The sequence below is a fragment of the Rhodococcus sp. NPDC060176 genome (assembly GCF_042728675.1).
GTDB lineage: Bacteria > Actinomycetota > Actinomycetes > Mycobacteriales > Mycobacteriaceae > Rhodococcus_F.
Genome location: NZ_JBHWYS010000002.1, coordinates 785,131 through 801,149, shown reverse-complemented (window position 1 = coordinate 801,149; position 16,019 = coordinate 785,131). Strand labels below are relative to the sequence as shown.

General features: G+C 61.6%; 16 protein-coding genes. 10 read left to right on the top strand and 6 right to left on the bottom strand.

The features are described 5' to 3' along the window. Positions 1–32: 32 nt before the first annotated feature. The gene (locus ACFWEM_RS12105; protein WP_378449548.1) at positions 33–611 is read left to right on the top strand and encodes a TetR/AcrR family transcriptional regulator; all 579 of its coding nucleotides are present in this window, start codon (positions 33–35) and stop codon (positions 609–611) included. A 4-nt stretch (positions 612–615) separates the two neighbouring features. Here ACFWEM_RS12105 and ACFWEM_RS12100 read toward each other — a convergent pair whose 3' ends face one another. Together ACFWEM_RS12100 and ACFWEM_RS12095 are read right to left on the bottom strand one after the other, a co-directional pair. Continuing rightward, positions 616–1,062 carry a GtrA family protein gene (locus ACFWEM_RS12100; RefSeq protein ID WP_378533796.1) on the bottom strand — a complete coding sequence of 149 codons (447 nt, stop codon included), beginning with the start codon at positions 1,060–1,062 and terminating at the stop codon, positions 616–618. Beyond that, entirely contained in the window at positions 1,059–3,257 is a 2,199-nt protein-coding gene (locus ACFWEM_RS12095) for a hypothetical protein (protein ID WP_378533794.1), read from the bottom strand. Before ACFWEM_RS12095 ends, ACFWEM_RS12100 begins: the two co-directional genes overlap by 4 nt. A gap of 172 nt (positions 3,258–3,429) precedes the next feature. Between ACFWEM_RS12095 and ACFWEM_RS12090 the strand changes: the two genes are divergently transcribed. Together ACFWEM_RS12090 and rffA are read left to right on the top strand one after the other, a co-directional pair. Beyond that, entirely contained in the window at positions 3,430–4,416 is a 987-nt protein-coding gene (locus ACFWEM_RS12090) for a glycosyltransferase (protein WP_378533792.1), read from the top strand. Next, complete coding sequence (gene rffA / locus ACFWEM_RS12085) at positions 4,406–5,548, top strand: dTDP-4-amino-4,6-dideoxygalactose transaminase (protein ID WP_378533790.1); 1,143 nt, start codon at positions 4,406–4,408, stop codon at positions 5,546–5,548. Before ACFWEM_RS12090 ends, rffA begins: the two co-directional genes overlap by 11 nt. Positions 5,549–5,574: 26 nt before the next feature. On the opposite strand, the gene ACFWEM_RS12080 is transcribed toward rffA, so the two are convergent. After that, positions 5,575–6,561 carry a serine hydrolase gene (locus ACFWEM_RS12080; protein WP_378533788.1) on the bottom strand — a complete coding sequence of 329 codons (987 nt, stop codon included), beginning with the start codon at positions 6,559–6,561 and terminating at the stop codon, positions 5,575–5,577. A 75-nt stretch (positions 6,562–6,636) separates the two neighbouring features. Between ACFWEM_RS12080 and ACFWEM_RS12075 the strand changes: the two genes are divergently transcribed. The 6 genes from ACFWEM_RS12075 (at position 6,637) to ACFWEM_RS12050 (ending at position 12,326) form a co-directional block, all read left to right on the top strand. Beyond that, positions 6,637–8,970 carry a Tex family protein gene (locus ACFWEM_RS12075; protein ID WP_378533785.1) on the top strand — a complete coding sequence of 778 codons (2,334 nt, stop codon included), beginning with the start codon at positions 6,637–6,639 and terminating at the stop codon, positions 8,968–8,970. A gap of 104 nt (positions 8,971–9,074) precedes the next feature. Then, entirely contained in the window at positions 9,075–9,962 is an 888-nt protein-coding gene (locus ACFWEM_RS12070) for a hypothetical protein (RefSeq protein ID WP_378533783.1), read from the top strand. Between the two features lie 89 nt (positions 9,963–10,051). After that, entirely contained in the window at positions 10,052–10,393 is a 342-nt protein-coding gene (gene rplS / locus ACFWEM_RS12065) for a 50S ribosomal protein L19 (protein ID WP_003942791.1), read from the top strand. Positions 10,394–10,448: 55 nt separating this feature from the next. Continuing rightward, positions 10,449–11,252 carry a signal peptidase I gene (gene lepB / locus ACFWEM_RS12060; RefSeq protein WP_230812928.1) on the top strand — a complete coding sequence of 268 codons (804 nt, stop codon included), beginning with the start codon at positions 10,449–10,451 and terminating at the stop codon, positions 11,250–11,252. A gap of 50 nt (positions 11,253–11,302) precedes the next feature. Further along, entirely contained in the window at positions 11,303–11,983 is a 681-nt protein-coding gene (locus tag ACFWEM_RS12055) for a ribonuclease HII (protein ID WP_378533781.1), read from the top strand. 37 nt (positions 11,984–12,020) lie between these two features. After that, positions 12,021–12,326 (top strand): DUF2469 domain-containing protein, encoded by a 306-nt coding sequence (locus ACFWEM_RS12050; protein WP_003942715.1) that lies wholly within the window; start codon positions 12,021–12,023, stop codon positions 12,324–12,326. A gap of 82 nt (positions 12,327–12,408) precedes the next feature. On the opposite strand, the gene ACFWEM_RS12045 is transcribed toward ACFWEM_RS12050, so the two are convergent. From ACFWEM_RS12045 to ACFWEM_RS12035, 3 genes are all read right to left on the bottom strand, one after another. Continuing rightward, positions 12,409–13,584 carry an RtcB family protein gene (locus ACFWEM_RS12045; protein WP_378533779.1) on the bottom strand — a complete coding sequence of 392 codons (1,176 nt, stop codon included), beginning with the start codon at positions 13,582–13,584 and terminating at the stop codon, positions 12,409–12,411. A 97-nt stretch (positions 13,585–13,681) separates the two neighbouring features. Further along, positions 13,682–13,900 carry a hypothetical protein gene (locus ACFWEM_RS12040; RefSeq protein ID WP_378533777.1) on the bottom strand — a complete coding sequence of 73 codons (219 nt, stop codon included), beginning with the start codon at positions 13,898–13,900 and terminating at the stop codon, positions 13,682–13,684. Between the two features lie 82 nt (positions 13,901–13,982). Beyond that, positions 13,983–14,990: an iron-siderophore ABC transporter substrate-binding protein gene (locus ACFWEM_RS12035; protein ID WP_378533775.1), complete on the bottom strand. Its 1,008-nt coding sequence runs from the start codon at positions 14,988–14,990 to the stop codon at positions 13,983–13,985. 143 nt (positions 14,991–15,133) lie between these two features. On the opposite strand from ACFWEM_RS12035, the gene ACFWEM_RS12030 reads away from it, so the two are divergent. Continuing rightward, positions 15,134–15,949, top strand: coding sequence for an AraC family transcriptional regulator (locus ACFWEM_RS12030; protein WP_378533773.1), 816 nt, complete (start codon positions 15,134–15,136; stop codon positions 15,947–15,949). The last annotated feature ends 70 nt before the right edge of the window (positions 15,950–16,019 follow it).

Here is a 16,019-nt window from a genome sequence, read left to right as displayed (position 1 = left end):
TTAACCTAGGGTCGTGTCTGGAGTGATGTCAAGTGCGAAAGAACCCGGAGCGTCGGCTTGCCCTGATCGACGCGGCAATCGAGGTGTTGGCGCGAGAGGGCGCTCGAGGCTTGACCTTTCGAGCCGTCGACAGTCAGGCAGCTGTGCCGAACGGGACTGCGTCGAACTACTTTTCCAATCGCGACGACCTACTGACACAAGCCGGTGGCCGGATCTACGAGCGACTGATTCCGGACGACCTCGAGGGATTGATCGATCCCGTCAACGGCACCGATCGTGAGCGTCTGGTGACGCTCATGCTCGAAGTGGTCGAGCGGGTCACCTCGTTCGGGACAGGTTTCCTTGCGCTCATGGAATTGCGACTGGAGGCGACGCGTCGACCGGACCTGCGTGCGGTACTGACCGTCCGCATCCGAGAAGACTTCGATCTGAACGTAGCCAATCATCTGGCGTCGGGCGTGCCCGGTGATGCGATGACCGTTCGCCTGCTCTACATGTCGTTGAACTGGCTCGCCCTGGATCGACTCACATTGCCGAACCTGTTCGGGGAGGAAGACATTCGAACGATCGTCGAGGCGGCAGTGGATCGCGCTTTACCCCGCGAGTCGTAGAAGATCAGTGCCGTTCGGTTGGTTTGCGGCGGAACGAGAAGTATCGATGACCGAAGAAACTCACACCGGCAACGATCAGCATGACAACGGCCTGAGCGGGGAGCGGCGGGGCGTGCAGAATCGACACTGCGAGTGTTCCGAGAATCAGATTCAGCACGAGGCCACCGGAATTGACGACGACGAACGCGCCCAGGTCGCGGGCAACATGTCCGCGAACGCGGAAAACGAGAGTCCGATGCAGAACAAAAGCGATGAGGACGCTGATGGAGTACGCGCCGATCACGGCCACCTGATACAGATTCTTGTTGTCGAGGATCAACGACCACATCACGAAGAGCACGTAGCCGATCGCCGTATTGGCCACTCCGACAATGGCAAACGCGATGGGTTGATGCTTGACCACCCGTAGCAGTGGGCCGGGGTTCTCGGTTGAGGCGACGTCTTCGGTCATGAAGACTCGGTGTGCTCGTCGCTGGTCCGGTCCTTGCGTCGCGTGCGCAGATACATCCATTCGAGCACCCCGAGTCCGAGGACTCCGGCGACCATCGAAGCGCCGCCGACCTTCCATCCCGGGGGACGCCACGTCAGGACAAGTTCCGCGTCTTTCGTACCGGCTGGAACGTCCACGGTGACAAAGGACTTCGCGACGACGTCGATCGGGACAGGCTGACCGTCGATGCTCGCCCGATATCCGGGCCAGCCGAGCCGTGCAAACACAACCTTGCCGCCGGTCTCCGAACTGACACGAAGGGTGCTCGACATGCTCGATTCCCCGGTCGAAACAGCATCGACGCCTTGGGTATCGGCGATGCGTCCGTTGCGTGTCGAGACGGGGCCGTCGACGCGTTCGAGTACCGAGATGTAGTTCTCGTGTCCGGGGTAGTCGACCCATTTCCATCCGTCGGGAGCCGGGTTCTTGCGTGCATCGGGGTAGAGGGCGTTTTGCAGTACGACGCGGTCCACGTTCATCAGATCGACGATGGTGCGGCCAGTGGTGGGTTCGACGGTGAATGCGCGTCGGAAGGCGTCGGGGCACACGCTCATGTCCCAGCGCATGCAGAGCAGGTCACCGAAGTAGAAGTGCCCGTTGGGGGTGTAGCCGCTGGTGTAGGTCAGTTCGAGGTCTTTGGGATAGTTGCCGAAGGCCAGGGAACCGTACGCTCCGTCGAGTGTTCGGTCGTCGGGGCCGATGAGCGCGCGATCGCCCAGTTGTAGTGTCGTGCCTTCGAAGTCGGGGAAGGCTTCCTTCATCTCCGAGCGGGATTCGGGCAGGTTCCAGCTCATCGGGGTTGGTTGTGCTGCTCGAACCTGGGCGTAAGCGATGGGGGAGACCGCGACGATCGCTACGAGGCATGCGAATGCAGTGCCTTTGGTACGGCCGAGCCACACCATCGCGGCGCCGAGGGCAACGACGGCGACGGCTGAGATCACATGCCATTTCGCGAGCCCCGGGGCTGCCGAGGCGGACCGAATCAGAAGCAGGCCCACGAGGATTCCCGCTGCAACGCAGCGCCCGCGCAACTTGTCGGTCGTGGCGTAACGCCCGAGCAGGATGCACACCAGAAGCAGAAGGCCGATGGCCACCATCGGAAGCACGCGTGCCGGCCACCGCAGTGGGCCGATCGTGCTCGGCCCGGCAGTCCACATGAGGACGGCGACGGTGAAGATCCCGACGGCGGTCAATTCGCGTGCCGCGGCGCGTGCCTTGCCCCAGTCGATGAAAGCCAGCGCCGGAATGAGGAACCAGGCGATGTAGACCATGGGCATGGTCTGGATGTATCCCCACCACGAGGTGAACGCGGGCATGGTGCTCGGCAGGCTCGCGTTCAGCGATTCCGACCACGGGACGGCAAGGAATGCGTCGTTCTTGACCTCGGATGCACCGCGCCAGGTGACGTCGGCGGTGAGCAGGCTCGGCAGATACGTCGCCAGCCCGGCCAGAGCCGCACATGCGGACACCGCCAGAAGCCGCAGCGACGGTAGCCAACGCCGCTGATAGACAACTTCGCCGATTGCGACCGCGCCGATCATCAAGCCGGATTCGACTGCGGGGAAAACATATTGGACCGACATCGCGAGATACAAGAACACGAAGGTCGGGATCGGACCGCTCTTACCTCGGGCGTAGCGGATTGCCGACGCCCACGCCTGAACCATCCATGCAGTGCCGGTGAAGGCAGTCATCCAGCTGGCCGAGTCGAAGAACAGCAGGAAACCGGTGAACGGAATGGAGACGCCGGCGACTGCAGCCCACGTGGGCTTCGAACCGTACTCGAGACAGATCCGATAGACGCCCAGCGCAAGGATGATCGCGAAGATCAACTTCACGATCGTCGCGTACAACGCCAAGTTGTCGAAGGACGGTGCGATCAGGTCGATCAGGAGTTGCGGTGGATTGAGAAGGCCCGCTTCCTCGATCGCGTAGTTGCCCGCCATCCAGTTCTCGGGGACGAGTACCGGGAGGTGTCCTTCTCGCAGACTGCGGCCGAGCATGACCCACAGCGGTGCGTACTGGGACTCGGTGTCGTCGGTGTAGAAGTGACGAGCATTCGCGAGCACCACGGCCAGGTAACCGGCGATGACACCGACCGCCGTGACGGCGCCCCACTTGTACACATCGGCCCGGGCGAGAGTGCGAGTTTCCACCACGAGTTCCAGACCTTAACAGGGCAGGTCGGGCGTACGGAGACGCGAGCGCGTCACGCGCCGCCGGCATCCGAAGTCAAGACATCTTTGCGTGTTAAAGTTCGCGACGGTGTGGGCCCGATCGTGCCTGTCTCTCGGCGCCAGTCGAGCCCCCTGAAGGGAGTGGAAGCGAGTGCACTCGATTTCCGTCGTAGTGCCCGTTTATCAGGGCGAAAAGACGATCACAGCGCTCGTCGAGGAGCTGGACGCCCTGGGCGCACCGAGTACGACGCCCGGTGGTGCGCAGTTCTCCGTCGACGAGATCGTGCTGGTCCACGACAACGGCCCGGACCGCTCCGACGTCGTGTTACTCGAATTGGAGCGCCGTTTCGAGCAGGTGCGTGTCGTGTGGCTCAGCCGCAACTACGGCCAGGACGCGGCGACCATCGCCGGCATGGCCGTTGCAACCGGCCAGTGGATCGTGACGATGGACGAGGACGGCCAGCACGACCCGGTGCACATCGGGGCTTTCCTCGACACCGCGCTGACGGAGCGCTCCGATCTCGTGTATTCCAAACCCACGAACACCCGCCCTCACGGATTTTTGCGGAACCTGACCTCGCGCGGCGCAAAGATCGTCCTGGCGACGGTGTTCGCGTTCCCTGATTCGACGAGATTCGAAAGTTACCGCCTGATCCGCGGTGACATCGGTCGACAGTTGGCCGGCGTCGCCGCCAACGGCGTGTATCTGGACGTCGCGCTGACGTGGGTTGTCGGTAACACGGCCACGGCCCCGGTGACACTTCGAGCCGAAGGACGCGAGGAATCCGGATACAACTATCGCCGTTTGTTCTCGTTGTTCTGGAAGATGGTGTTGTGTAGCGGAACCCGCGGTCTGCGGCTGGTCAGTCTGCTCGGAGTCACCCTGGCGTCAGCCGGTGTGATCATGGCCGCGGTGATCTTCATCCAGGCCATGACCGGCGACAACAACGACCCCGAAGGATGGGCGTCGATCATCATGGCGCTGCTGGTCTGTTCAGGTGCGATCCTGTTCTCGCTCGGGCTGATCGCCGAATACCTCGGTGTGGCACTGCACGTCCTCGTCGGAAAGCCGCTGTATCTGACTGTCGATTCACCGCGGCCGGGAACCTCGATCGATCGGCGTACTCGTGAGCACTGATCGAATCATCTTTTCCCGCCCCTATCGGGCCTCGAACGAATTGTCGAATCTGGCAACGGTTCTGGAGTCCGATCACATTCACGGTGACGGGCGTTTCACCAAGTCCGCGACTGCAGCCATCAAAACGATCACCGGATCCACGCACGCCCTGCTGACCACCTCGTGCACGCACGCACTCGAATTGGGTGCCCTGCTGCTCGAATTGGGCCCGGGCGACGAGGTGATCGTTCCGAGCTTCGCGTTCAGTTCGGCGGCGACCGCCGTCGCGTTGCGCGGGGCCACTGTTGTTTTCGTCGACATCGATCCGAGTACTGGCAACATCGATCCGGCGTGCGTCGCGGCGGCGATCACCGAACGCACCAAAGCAGTACTTGTCATGCATTACGGCGGGGTCGCCGCCGACATGGAACCTCTGCTCGACCTCGCGGAACTTCACGGCGTCGCGTTGATCGAAGACAACGCACACGGGCTCGGCGGAAAGTGGCGCGGGCGCACGCTCGGCACCATCGGAACAATCGGAACGCAGAGTTTTCACGACACCAAGAACGTTCATTGCGGCGAGGGTGGCGCGCTGTTGCTCTCCGACGATCAGCTGATGACCCGCGCCGAAATCATCCGTGAGAAGGGGACCGACCGTGCGCGTTTCCTGCGCGGCCAGGTCGACAAATATTCGTGGCAGGACATCGGGTCGAGTTATCTGCCCAGTGAACTCAATGCCGCCGTCCTCGACGCACAACTCTCCGAGTTCGACGCGATTCAGGCGGCCAGGCATCGCGTCTGGGATGCCTACAGCGTGAGTCTGGGCGAGTGGGCGTCCGCGAATGATGTCGTGCCCATGGCGGTCCCTGATGATCGCGAGCACACCGCGCACCTGTTCTACCTCAAGATGCCGACCGAAGAGAGCCGTGACGGCTTGATTCGGCACCTTGCCGGTGACGGAATCGTGGCGCCGTTCCATTACGTTCCGCTGGATACGAGTGCGGCTGGTGTGCGCTACGGACGAACACCGGAGCCGTGCGTGCGTAGTGCCGAGTTCTCGGTGTCGATCCTTCGACTGCCGCTATGGCCGATGCTTACGTCCGAACAGCAGGAGCGGGTCATCAGTTCGGTGCTCGAGTACAAGCAAGACTGAGTTCGAACAGACCCTCGTGGACAGAATCAGGGTCCGGATGCTTCGGGCATCGCCGAATCGGTGGTCGTGGATGCTGCAGCCCAGTCGTCGATGCTTCCGCTCGGGAAGAGGATTTGTGTGACGCCGGTGACCGTGTCGCGCGCGTGCAGTGCACTTTCGTCGTCGACAGCATCGGTGAACGAAGTGTCGGGATAGAAGCTGTCCTCGTCCGTGTACTGGACGTCTTCTCGCGAACCGATCGCGATGATGTATCGGTTGTCGTCACCGACGATGCCGGTGGACAGGTGTATCCACTTGTCCTCGACACAGCACATCCAGCCCTGTTTGACTCCTATGACCGGCTCGCCGAACAGGGCCTCGGGCAGGCCGAACCTCTGGTCGTAGCCGTCAGTTCCTTCGGGAGTGGATTGCCGCAGGTACTCGACGAACTGGTCGACCCGTTCGGGTCCGAGTTGGTCGGAGTCGTCGAGGACGGCGTTGTAGAAGGTGACCAGGTCACGGGTCGTGGTCTCGGTGTTCCACCACATTCCGTCCCACGGCGGCGTCGTCGCGGTCAGTGCGTAACGCTCGGCGACGCGGGTGATCACCTCTTGACCGCCGACCTCGTCCCACAGGAGGTTGGCTGCAGTGTCGTCGGAGGATTCGAGCATCGCCGCCATGAGAGTGCGGTCGTCGTCCGTGATCGGTCGCTCGCCTCGCGCGTCCTGATGAAGTAGATCCTCCGCGATGAATAGCTTTGCCACCGAGGCGGTTTCGATCTGCTGGTCGCCTGACACATCGAGGTACTTGTCCGAGGAGCGGTCGAGGATGGCGATGGAGACGTCCGCGCCGCGCCCGAGCGCCGCCACCTGAGCTTGCGCCAGTCGACCGTCGAGAGTCTCCGCGACCGGAACATTGGTGTCGGGAAAGGCGGGGGTCTGCATCGGATCATCCGGGTTCTGTCCACCGCTGCACGAAGCCGCAAAAGTAACTGCGGCCACCATTGCGGCAATCCGGACGTACCGCGTACTCATTTGTTTCCCCCGGTAGCCCTGACACGGCACTGTTGCCGATCTTCTTGTCTCAGGATAGCGGTAGGGTCGGATCTCGTGATTCTCAAGACCGTGAACCAGCGCATTGCCGAGGAACTCGACGTCCGCGAAGGCCAGGTTGCAGCAGCAGTCGACCTTCTCGACGGCGGAGCCACGGTGCCCTTCATCGCCCGGTACCGCAAGGAAGTCACCGGCACGCTCGACGACGCTCAGTTGCGACTCCTGGACGAGAGACTGCGGTATCTCCGCGAGCTCGACGACCGTCGTGACGCCGTGCTCACGGAGATCGACTCTCAGGGCAAATTGGACGATCAATTGCGTGGTCAGATCATGCTGGCCGAGACAAAAGCGCGGCTGGAGGACATTTACCTTCCCTTCAAGCCGAAGCGTCGTACCAAGGCGCAGATCGCCCGTGAGGCCGGCCACGAGCCCGTCGCGGATGCCCTCATCGGCGACCCCACCACCGATCCCGCGCAGTATTCGGACGAGCAACTCGACGGAGCCCGGTCGATCCTCGTGGAGCGCTTCGCCGAGGACGCCGATCTGGTCGGCGAATTGCGCGAGCTGATGTGGAGTCGCGGCCAGGTCGTCTCCTCAGTCCGCAAGGGCAAGGAATCCGATGGCTCGAAGTTTGCTGACTACTTCGAGTTCTCCGAACCGTTCTCCAAATTGCCTTCGCATCGCATCCTCGCCGTCCTGCGTGGAGAGAAGGAAGAAGTGCTGTCGGTGAACATGGCTGCCGACACCGAAGAACTCGCGCCGGGGGAGCGCACGGTCTACGAAGGCCGCATCGCGTCGCGGTTCGAGATCGCCGACCGTGGCCGTGCCGCAGACGGGTGGCTCCTCGACACCGTGAGGTGGGCGTGGAAGACGAAGTTCGCGGTCACACTCGGTATCGACACTCGGATGCGTCTGCGACAGTCGGCCGAAAAGGATGCCGTCGACGTCTTCGCCACCAACCTCAAGGATCTACTTCTCGCGGCTCCCGCAGGCGCCCGGCCCACCATGGGACTCGACCCCGGATTTCGCACCGGAACCAAAGTTGCCGTCGTCGACGGAACCGGCAAAGTTGTTGCCTACGAGACGATTTACCCACACCAGCCGCAGAACAAGTGGGACGCTGCTCTTGCGACGCTTGCCGGGCTTGTCGCCAAGTACGGCGTCGAACTGATCGCCATCGGCAACGGCACGGCTTCACGCGAGACCGACACGCTCGCTACCGAACTGATCAAGAAGACCGGCGCGCCCAACCTGACCAAGATCGTCGTGTCCGAGGCAGGCGCGTCGGTGTACTCGGCTTCGGCCTATGCGTCGCAGGAACTTCCCGACCTCGACGTCTCGATTCGCGGTGCGGTGTCCATCGCGCGTCGCCTGCAGGATCCGTTGGCGGAGTTGGTGAAGATCGATCCCAAGTCCATCGGCGTCGGTCAGTACCAGCACGACATCACCGAATCGCTGCTCTCCCGTTCCCTCGACGCCGTCGTCGAAGATGCCGTCAACTCGGTCGGCGTCGACGTCAACACTGCGTCCGTGCCGCTGCTCGCTCGGGTGTCCGGAATTGCAGGCTCGCTCGCGGAGAGCATCGTCGCGCATCGGGACCAGAACGGTCCGTTCAAATCCCGCAAGGGACTCAAGGACGTCTCACGATTGGGGCCCAAGGCATTCGAGCAGTGTGCCGGCTTCCTCCGGATCGCCGACGGCGACGACCCCCTCGACGCGTCGAGCGTCCACCCGGAGGCGTACCCGGTGGTTCGCAAGATCGTCGCGAGTGCCGGCGGGGACGTGCGCACCGTGATCGGAAACTCGCAGGCACTTCGATCGGTCAAGGCGTCCGACTACGTCGACGAGCGATTCGGTCTGCCGACCGTCACCGACATCATCTCCGAGTTGGAGAAGCCTGGACGAGATCCGCGACCCGAGTTCAAGACCGCGACTTTTGCCGCAGGCATCGAAAAGGTCGCGCACCTCAAGCCCGGTATGACGCTCGAAGGTGTGGTCACCAACGTCGCGGCCTTCGGCGCCTTCGTCGACATCGGAGTTCATCAGGACGGTCTGGTTCACGTCTCGGCGATGTCACACAACTTCGTCAAGGACCCACGAGAGGTCGTCAAATCGGGTGACGTCGTCAAGGTGAAGGTTCTCGAAGTGGACGAGGCGCGCCAACGCATCGGGTTGACGCTCCGACTCGACGACGAGGTGGGCGCACCCCGCAAGTCCGAAGGCCCGCGAGGTGGGCAACCTCAGCGACAGGGCCAGCCTCCGCGTCAGGGGCAGGGCCATCAACGAGGTGGCGGAGGGCGACAGGGTGGACGCGAGTCGCGTCCGGACAACCGTGCGCCCGTCGCAGGATCGATGGCCGACGCGCTGCGCAAGGCCGGATTCGGCAAGTAAAGCCGTACGCCGGGTTTTCGAAGTCCGTATCGTCACAATCGAGTCGGTTCGCGGTATGAATCCGATCAGGGTCGGATCATGAATTCGGTGAAGGGAGGACAGTGATGCGGGAGTGGCTCGAGCGAGAGATCATCGCCCATGGCCGATTGCCGCTGCTGTTCTTCCTTCTCGGGTTCCTGTCCGCGTTCCTTTTCATCCGCCTGAGCGTCCGGATGATCCGCGCGAAGGTGAAATGGTGGCCGGGCAACATCGCGCCAGGCGGTCAGCACGTGCATCACGTCGTATTCGGTGTGATCGCCATGATGATCTCCGGTGGTGCGCTGATCGCGGTCTACGTCGACGGTTCGCAGACCACCGGTGCCGTACTGGCGGCGATCTTCGGTATGGGTGCGGCGTTGGTGCTCGACGAGTTCGCACTGATCTTCTATCTGAAGGATGTGTACTGGTCCGAGCAAGGTCGGACCTCGGTGGATGCGGTCTTCGTCGCGATCGCCGTGACCGGTCTGGTGCTGTTGGGTTTCCGCCCGCTCGAACTGCTCGACGTCGCCGGATTCCGTGAAGAACGAGATCCGTGGATCAAGTTGGTCTTCGTTTTTTTCGCGTTGATCAACTTCGCCTTGGCCGCCATCGTGATTCTCAAGGGGAAGATCTGGACGGGCCTCGTGGGCCTGTTCGTCTTTCCGTTGCTGGTAATCGGCGCGCTTCGCCTGAGTCGGCCGGGTGCGCCGTGGGCACGCTGGCGGTACACGCGCAAGCCGAAACGGATGAACCGCGCTCTCGAGCGTGAACGGAAATGGCGTCGGCCCGTCATCCGGGCCAAGATCTACGTACAGGATCTCATTGCCGGATCGCCGAGCGTCGAGCATGCGATGACGGCGGCCGAGCAGGAATTGGACCACACCATCCACGCAGCTCCGCCGCCACCGATTTCCCCGCTGGTGTCCGCGTCTGGCACAATGGACGGGTTGCCTGGACCAGGCAGCAGCACTTGATCTGGGCACGAACCAGACGAGCGCCGTTTCGGGAGACCGAAACGCGTGCCGCTCGGTTCCTCTGCTCCTGCGAAATACAAGGATGACATATGAACACCCTGGACTTCCTGGACAAAAAGTCGCTTCGCGACGACATCCCCGAGTTCCGTCCCGGCGACACGCTCAACGTGAACGTCAAGGTTATCGAAGGCTCCAAGGAGCGCGTGCAGGTCTTCAAGGGCGTCGTTATTCGTCGCCAGGGCGGCGGCGTTCGCGAGACCTTCACCGTCCGTAAGGTCTCCTTCGGCGTCGGCGTCGAGCGCACCTTCCCGGTTCACAGCCCCACGCTGGCCTCTATCGAGGTTCTGACCCGCGGTGACGTCCGTCGCGCCAAGCTGTACTACCTCCGTGAGCTTCGTGGCAAGAAGGCGAAGATCAAGGAAAAGCGCTGATCTTTCCGATGAGCCCGGCACCGCGTACGCGCGGTGTCGGGCTAATCTGGTTTCTGTGGCAGATTCTTCGAAGGAGCAGGCATTGTCGTCCGGACCCGAGAATCACGAGGGATCAAGCGGTTCCGAGGAACCGACCTCACATCGGCCGCAGAAGAAACAGCGATCGTTCCTGCGAGAACTCCCTGTTCTGATCGGCGTTGCGCTGGTACTCAGCATCGTTCTTCAGGCATTTGTCTTCAGAGTTTTTCTCATCCCATCCGAGTCGATGGAACCGACACTGCACGGCTGTGCGGGATGTACCGGTGACCGCATCGTGGTGGAGAAAATCGGATACCGCTTCGGCGATCCGGAACCCGGCGACGTCGTCGTCTTCAAGGGACCCGATTCGTGGAACACGAAGTATGTGTCCAATCGGTCCGACAACGTTGTCGTCCGAGGCATTCAAGAGGTCGGTTCGTGGGTCGGCCTCGTCCCGCCCGACGAGAACGACTTGGTCAAGCGAGTGATCGCAACCGGCGGCCAGACCGTCGAATGCTGCGATGATCAGGGCCGCGTCCTGGTGGACGGCAAACCACTCGACGAGCCATATATCAAGATGGACTTCCCGTTCACTCCGGGAACACAAACGTGTGACACCGAACTGAAGTCGGGGCGCTGCTTCGGACCGATCACCGTGCCCGAGGGACACGTATGGGTCATGGGTGACAATCGGAGTAATTCCGCCGATTCGCGCTACCACGTCGACGACGAGTTCCAGGGAACTGTCCCGGTCGACAACATCATCGGTCAAGCACGATTCATCGTCCTTCCCCCGTCGCGAATGGGCGGCATCGATGCGCCTGATATTCAGGGCAATTGAGTTGTCGGACCGCACACATGGATTCGCTTAGTTCCGAGTAGGCAGAGACAGTGAGTAGTTGGCCCCCTCGCGTTGTCATTCGCAGATCGGCAGGTCTGCGGACGATGGAGTCTGCGTTGGCGCGAACCGGACTCGGTCCGGTCGCCGGCGTCGACGAAGCCGGTCGAGGAGCCTGCGCTGGTCCGCTCGTCATCGCAGCGTGTGTCCTGGCACCGAAACCGCAAGCGGCACTGGCGCGTCTGGACGATTCGAAGAAGCTGACCGAACGTGCTCGCGAGGAGCTTTTCCCAGCCATCAAGCGCTTGGCATTGGCGTGGAGTGTCATCGCTGTTCCCGCCGCGGAAGTCGACCATATCGGTATTCACGTCGCGAACATCGAGGGGATGCGGCGAGCGGTTGCGGGTCTCGACCTCGAACCGGGCTACGTCCTCACCGACGGGTTCCGGGTTCCGGGTTTGACGGCTCCTTCGCTACCGGTGATCGGCGGTGACGGCGCCGCTGCATGTATCGCTGCGGCCAGCGTTCTCGCGAAGGTGACCCGAGATCGCGTGATGACGGAGATGGACAACACTCATCCCGGATACGGTTTCGCAATTCACAAGGGATACAGCACGCCCCTGCACATGGACGCTCTCGACGAGCTGGGGCCGTGCCCAGAGCACCGCATGACCTACGCCAACGTGGTGGCTGCGGGAGTCCGGTTGGAACAACGTGCAGGCCGTACGGGATGATGGAAGTTCAGACGAACTGGGAGGACTGGCTAAACCGATGAGTGCCGAGGATCTCGAGAAGTACGAAACCGAGATGGAGCTGTCGCTCTACCGCGAATACCGGGACATCGTCGGACAGTTCTCCTACGTCGTGGAGACCGAACGACGTTTCTATCTGGCCAACACGGTCGAGTTGCTGCCCCACAATTCAGACGGGGAGATCTACTTCGAACTGCGGATGTCCGACGCGTGGGTGTGGGACATGTACCGCCCGGCTCGATTCGTGAAGTACGTACGCGTTGTGACGTTCAAGGACGTCAACATCGAAGAGCTGGACAAGCCGGATCTGCGCCTTCCTGACTGACCTGTGCTTGCCTGACTGCTCGACAACGAAGTGCCCCGCCGATATCGGCGGGGCACTTCGTCTTTCGCGGAGTTGCGCGGGGTCAGTTGCCCTTGACGTTCACGATCTGACGCAGCGTGTGCCGAATCTCGACCAAGTCCTTCGCGTCGTCCATCACGACGTCGATGTCCTTGTAGGCACCCGGGATCTCGTCGAGGAACGCCGCGGAGCGCTTGTATTCGATTCCGACCATTGCCTTGTCGAGATCTTCGATGGTGAAGGTCTTGCGTGCCTGGTTACGTCCGTACACCCGGCCCGCGCCGTGGGGGCTGGACTTGAACGACGGCACGTTTCCCTTACCGACGACGACGTAACTCGCCGTCCCCATCGAACCGGGGATGAGCCCGCGAGTGCCCTCGTCGGCCTTGATCGCACCCTTGCGGCTCAGCCACACACCCCGGCCCATGTGGAATTCCTTCTGCGTGAAGTTGTGGTGGCAGTTGATCCGCTCGATCTCGTCGATGATCGTGCCGTCACCCATGAAGTGCGCGAAGTCCTTCACGACGCGGTCCATCATCTCCTCACGGTTGAGCAGAGCGAAGTGCTGAGCCCAGTTGAGATCGGTGATGTACGAGTCGAATTCGGGTGTCTTCTCGATCAGGTAGGCAAGATCCGGATCGGGAAGGTTGATATACCACCGCTCGCACAAGTCCTTGGCGATCTTGATGTGATGCTGTGCGATCTTGTTTCCGATACCGCGGCTACCCGAGTGCAGGAACAGCCAGACGCCGTCGCTCTCGTCGAGCGTCACCTCGATGAAGTGGTTACCAGAACCCAGCGTTCCGAGCTGAAACCTCCAGTTGTTCTTGAACTTGTCGTAGAAGGGCAGACGATCGCCCGCCATGGTCTCGAGTTCTGCGATGCGGATTTGCGCCGTGTCGCTCAGCGTCTTGTTGTAGACACCCGCCGAGAGTGGAACGGAGCGTTCGATGCTGTGGCGAAGAATGCTCAGGTCGCGGTCTTGCAGGTCGCGTGCGTTGAACTGGGTTTTGACTGCGATCATTCCGCAGCCGATATCGACTCCGACGGCGGCGGGCATGATTGCGCCTTCCGTCGGAATGACCGAACCCACCGTCGCTCCCGCACCGAGGTGCGCATCCGGCATCAATGCCAGATGTGGACGGACAAAAGGCATCTGGGACGTGCGCAGCGCTTGCTCGCGAGTATTCTCGTCGAGTAACGATGCCCAGTTCCACAGCCTCTTGGTGATCTTCTCCATCAGATTTCTCCCACATAGTTCACAACCGAACCGATCGGTCCGGTGTGTCGTGCAGGAATGACCATGCGCTCGGTCAGTGGTTGTGTGCAACCCCTTTTCAGGTGCGCAGGCCGTCTGCGAGTTCGTAGATTCGTCCGACGTACTTCTCCTGGAAGGCTTTTCGGGCAGCGTCTGCTTGTTGTCGCTCGCCCATTCTGGAGTAGAGGTACTCGAGTTGAACCAAGCTCTCGCCGATGTCGACGCGTCGCTGGTCGAGAACCGTCAGTTCGTCGACCAGTCGAGTCAGATCTAACGCGGTGCCCGGTACCTCGTCCATGGTGGTCCTCGATGTTCGTGGGTTCGTCCTGACTTCGAGGCTAGCACTCTTCGAACATAGTTTCGATACCTGTCCTGTTTGTTTACTTCGACAACGTGGCGGTCAGTTGGTCGATGGCATACGGAATGCTCAGGACTGTGTTGCCGGACATCGCCGCACCAACCGGTGGATCTGCGGTGTATCGCACGACTACCGCGCTTCTGTTCTTCACGGCGGGTAGGCGCTGGTAGAGGGTGTTGCCGGCGAGGGCCTTCTCTCCCTCCGGGTCGGCCATCACGATCAAGCGGTCGACTGACTCGAGGATGTCGTAACGCTCGTTCGGAAGCCAGTCGCCGAACTGTTCGCCGACAAATGCGTCGACCGTCGGCGGGAGGGTGAAGCCGAGCGAAGAGAGGAAGATGCCACGTGGGTCGTGCGACGAGAATACGTATCCCTCGGGAGTGTCGAGGTTGACGATCGTTGCGGTTTGCCCGGAAAACTCCGGGTGTGCAGCGCGAGCGGTGGCAAACGCGTTTTCGGTATCCGTGATCAGTTGCTGAGCTTGTGGTTCTTTGCCGAGGGCGCGCCCGGCGGTGAGCGTCATGTCGGTCCACGGCGTTGTGTACGCGTCGTAGTCCTTGCTCTGTGCGACAGTCGGCGCAATCGAGGTCAGCTTCTTGTAGGTTTCCGTGTCGATGTCGGCGTACAGCGCAAGAATCAGATCCGGTGCGAGGGAGGCGATTTGCTCGAAGTTGAAGTCTCCGCCGCTGTTGATGTACGTCGGAGTCTTTCCCCTCCAGCAGTCCTTCGTCCACGGCCAGCTTTCATCCATGCCGGAGCCCCACCATTCGGCCATGCCGACGGGTTCAACTCCGAGGGCAAGCAATGGTTCGTGATCGGTATATCCGAGTGTCACTACGCGCTGTGGTTCGGCGTCGATTGTCGTCGAACCCAGGGCGTGCTCGATCGTCACGGGGAATGCGTCGTTGCTCTGGGTCGCTGACGCGGTGTCGACGCCTTGCGAGGTTCCGCAGGCGGTCGAGAACCCGATGATCGCGGCCGTCGTGAGTAAGGCGGCGAGGATTCGGGTGCTACGTGAAGGCACGTGCATGCTCCTTCGAAGTGGTGGGCGAGTGATCTGAGTTCCGCATGAAGTGCTGAACGGGTCGCGTCAGCAATAAAGTGAGGCTAACCTTTGCGGAATCGTCGGTCTATCCTTCCGGATGGACTCGGATACGCCCAGAAAGACGCAAAATGTCCACTATCGAGTACTCGACTCGCCCAAAGTCCTTGCTAGCGCGGCCCGATAGTCGCAGACGGACATTTCAAGATTTTCAGGTTTACGCCAACGTCGTCGACGGCGCGACCGCGTACGGGGCTCACCGCCACCCGGAGCATCAGATCGCCTGGATGAGTGAGGGGACGATGCAGATCGCTGCCGGGGGCAATGTGTGGCACCTGCACAGCGAGCACTTGGTCTGGTTGCCGGGCACCGTTCTCCACGACATGACACTTCTGACGGAGGGGTGCATGATTGCGGCCTATGCGCGTCCGGATCTACGCCCTGCCGGGCCGCGGTGGGCTCAGCCACTTGTTCTCGAAGTCGATGCTCTGTCCGCTCAATTGCTGCGCCATCTCGCCGACCGGACCATCGACGATGCTCGGCGGTTGATGAGTCAGGAGTTGCTCTACGACATTCTTGCTGCCGCGCCCGAACGGCACGACGTCCTCGCGGTTCCTCGCAATGCTGCGGCGAGTTCGGTTTCTGCCCGCATCCTCGCCGATCCGGCAGACTCACGGACGCTGGGGGAGTGGGCGGGCGAACTCGGGGTCAGTTCCAAGACCTTGATGCGTGCCTTTGTCGCCGATACCGGGATTACCTTCGGGCAGTGGAGAACTCGAGCACGCATGTACGCATCACTCGAGATGCTCGCGCGGGGTGAGGGTGTCAATGACGTTGCCCCGCAGGTGGGTTACCGAACCAGTAGTGGGTTCATCGCCGCATTCCGCGAAACTTTTGGTACGACGCCCGCCAGGTACGGCGTGAAAGCTGATGCAATGATTCGCTGATGATTTCTTGAACTCGGTTGACGGCAAAGCTTTGTTCGGCAACGTAGAAATGGGCCGAGCTACCAGCATC

Bases quoted from the DNA above. Each gene is read 5' to 3' on its own strand.
- ACFWEM_RS12100 (WP_378533796.1), bottom strand. From the start codon at position 1,062: ATGACCGAAGACGTCGCCTCAACCGAGAACCCCGGCCCACTGCTACGG.
- ACFWEM_RS12080 (WP_378533788.1), bottom strand. From the start codon at position 6,561: ATGAGTACGCGGTACGTCCGGATTGCCGCAATGGTGGCCGCAGTTACT.
- ACFWEM_RS12070 (WP_378533783.1), top strand. From the start codon at position 9,075: ATGCGGGAGTGGCTCGAGCGAGAGATCATCGCCCATGGCCGATTGCCG.
- rplS (WP_003942791.1), top strand. From the start codon at position 10,052: ATGAACACCCTGGACTTCCTGGACAAAAAGTCGCTTCGCGACGACATC.
- ACFWEM_RS12050 (WP_003942715.1), top strand. From the start codon at position 12,021: ATGAGTGCCGAGGATCTCGAGAAGTACGAAACCGAGATGGAGCTGTCG.
- ACFWEM_RS12045 (WP_378533779.1), bottom strand. From the start codon at position 13,584: ATGGAGAAGATCACCAAGAGGCTGTGGAACTGGGCATCGTTACTCGAC.
- ACFWEM_RS12040 (WP_378533777.1), bottom strand. From the start codon at position 13,900: ATGGACGAGGTACCGGGCACCGCGTTAGATCTGACTCGACTGGTCGAC.
- ACFWEM_RS12035 (WP_378533775.1), bottom strand. From the start codon at position 14,990: ATGCACGTGCCTTCACGTAGCACCCGAATCCTCGCCGCCTTACTCACG.
- ACFWEM_RS12030 (WP_378533773.1), top strand. From the start codon at position 15,134: ATGTCCACTATCGAGTACTCGACTCGCCCAAAGTCCTTGCTAGCGCGG.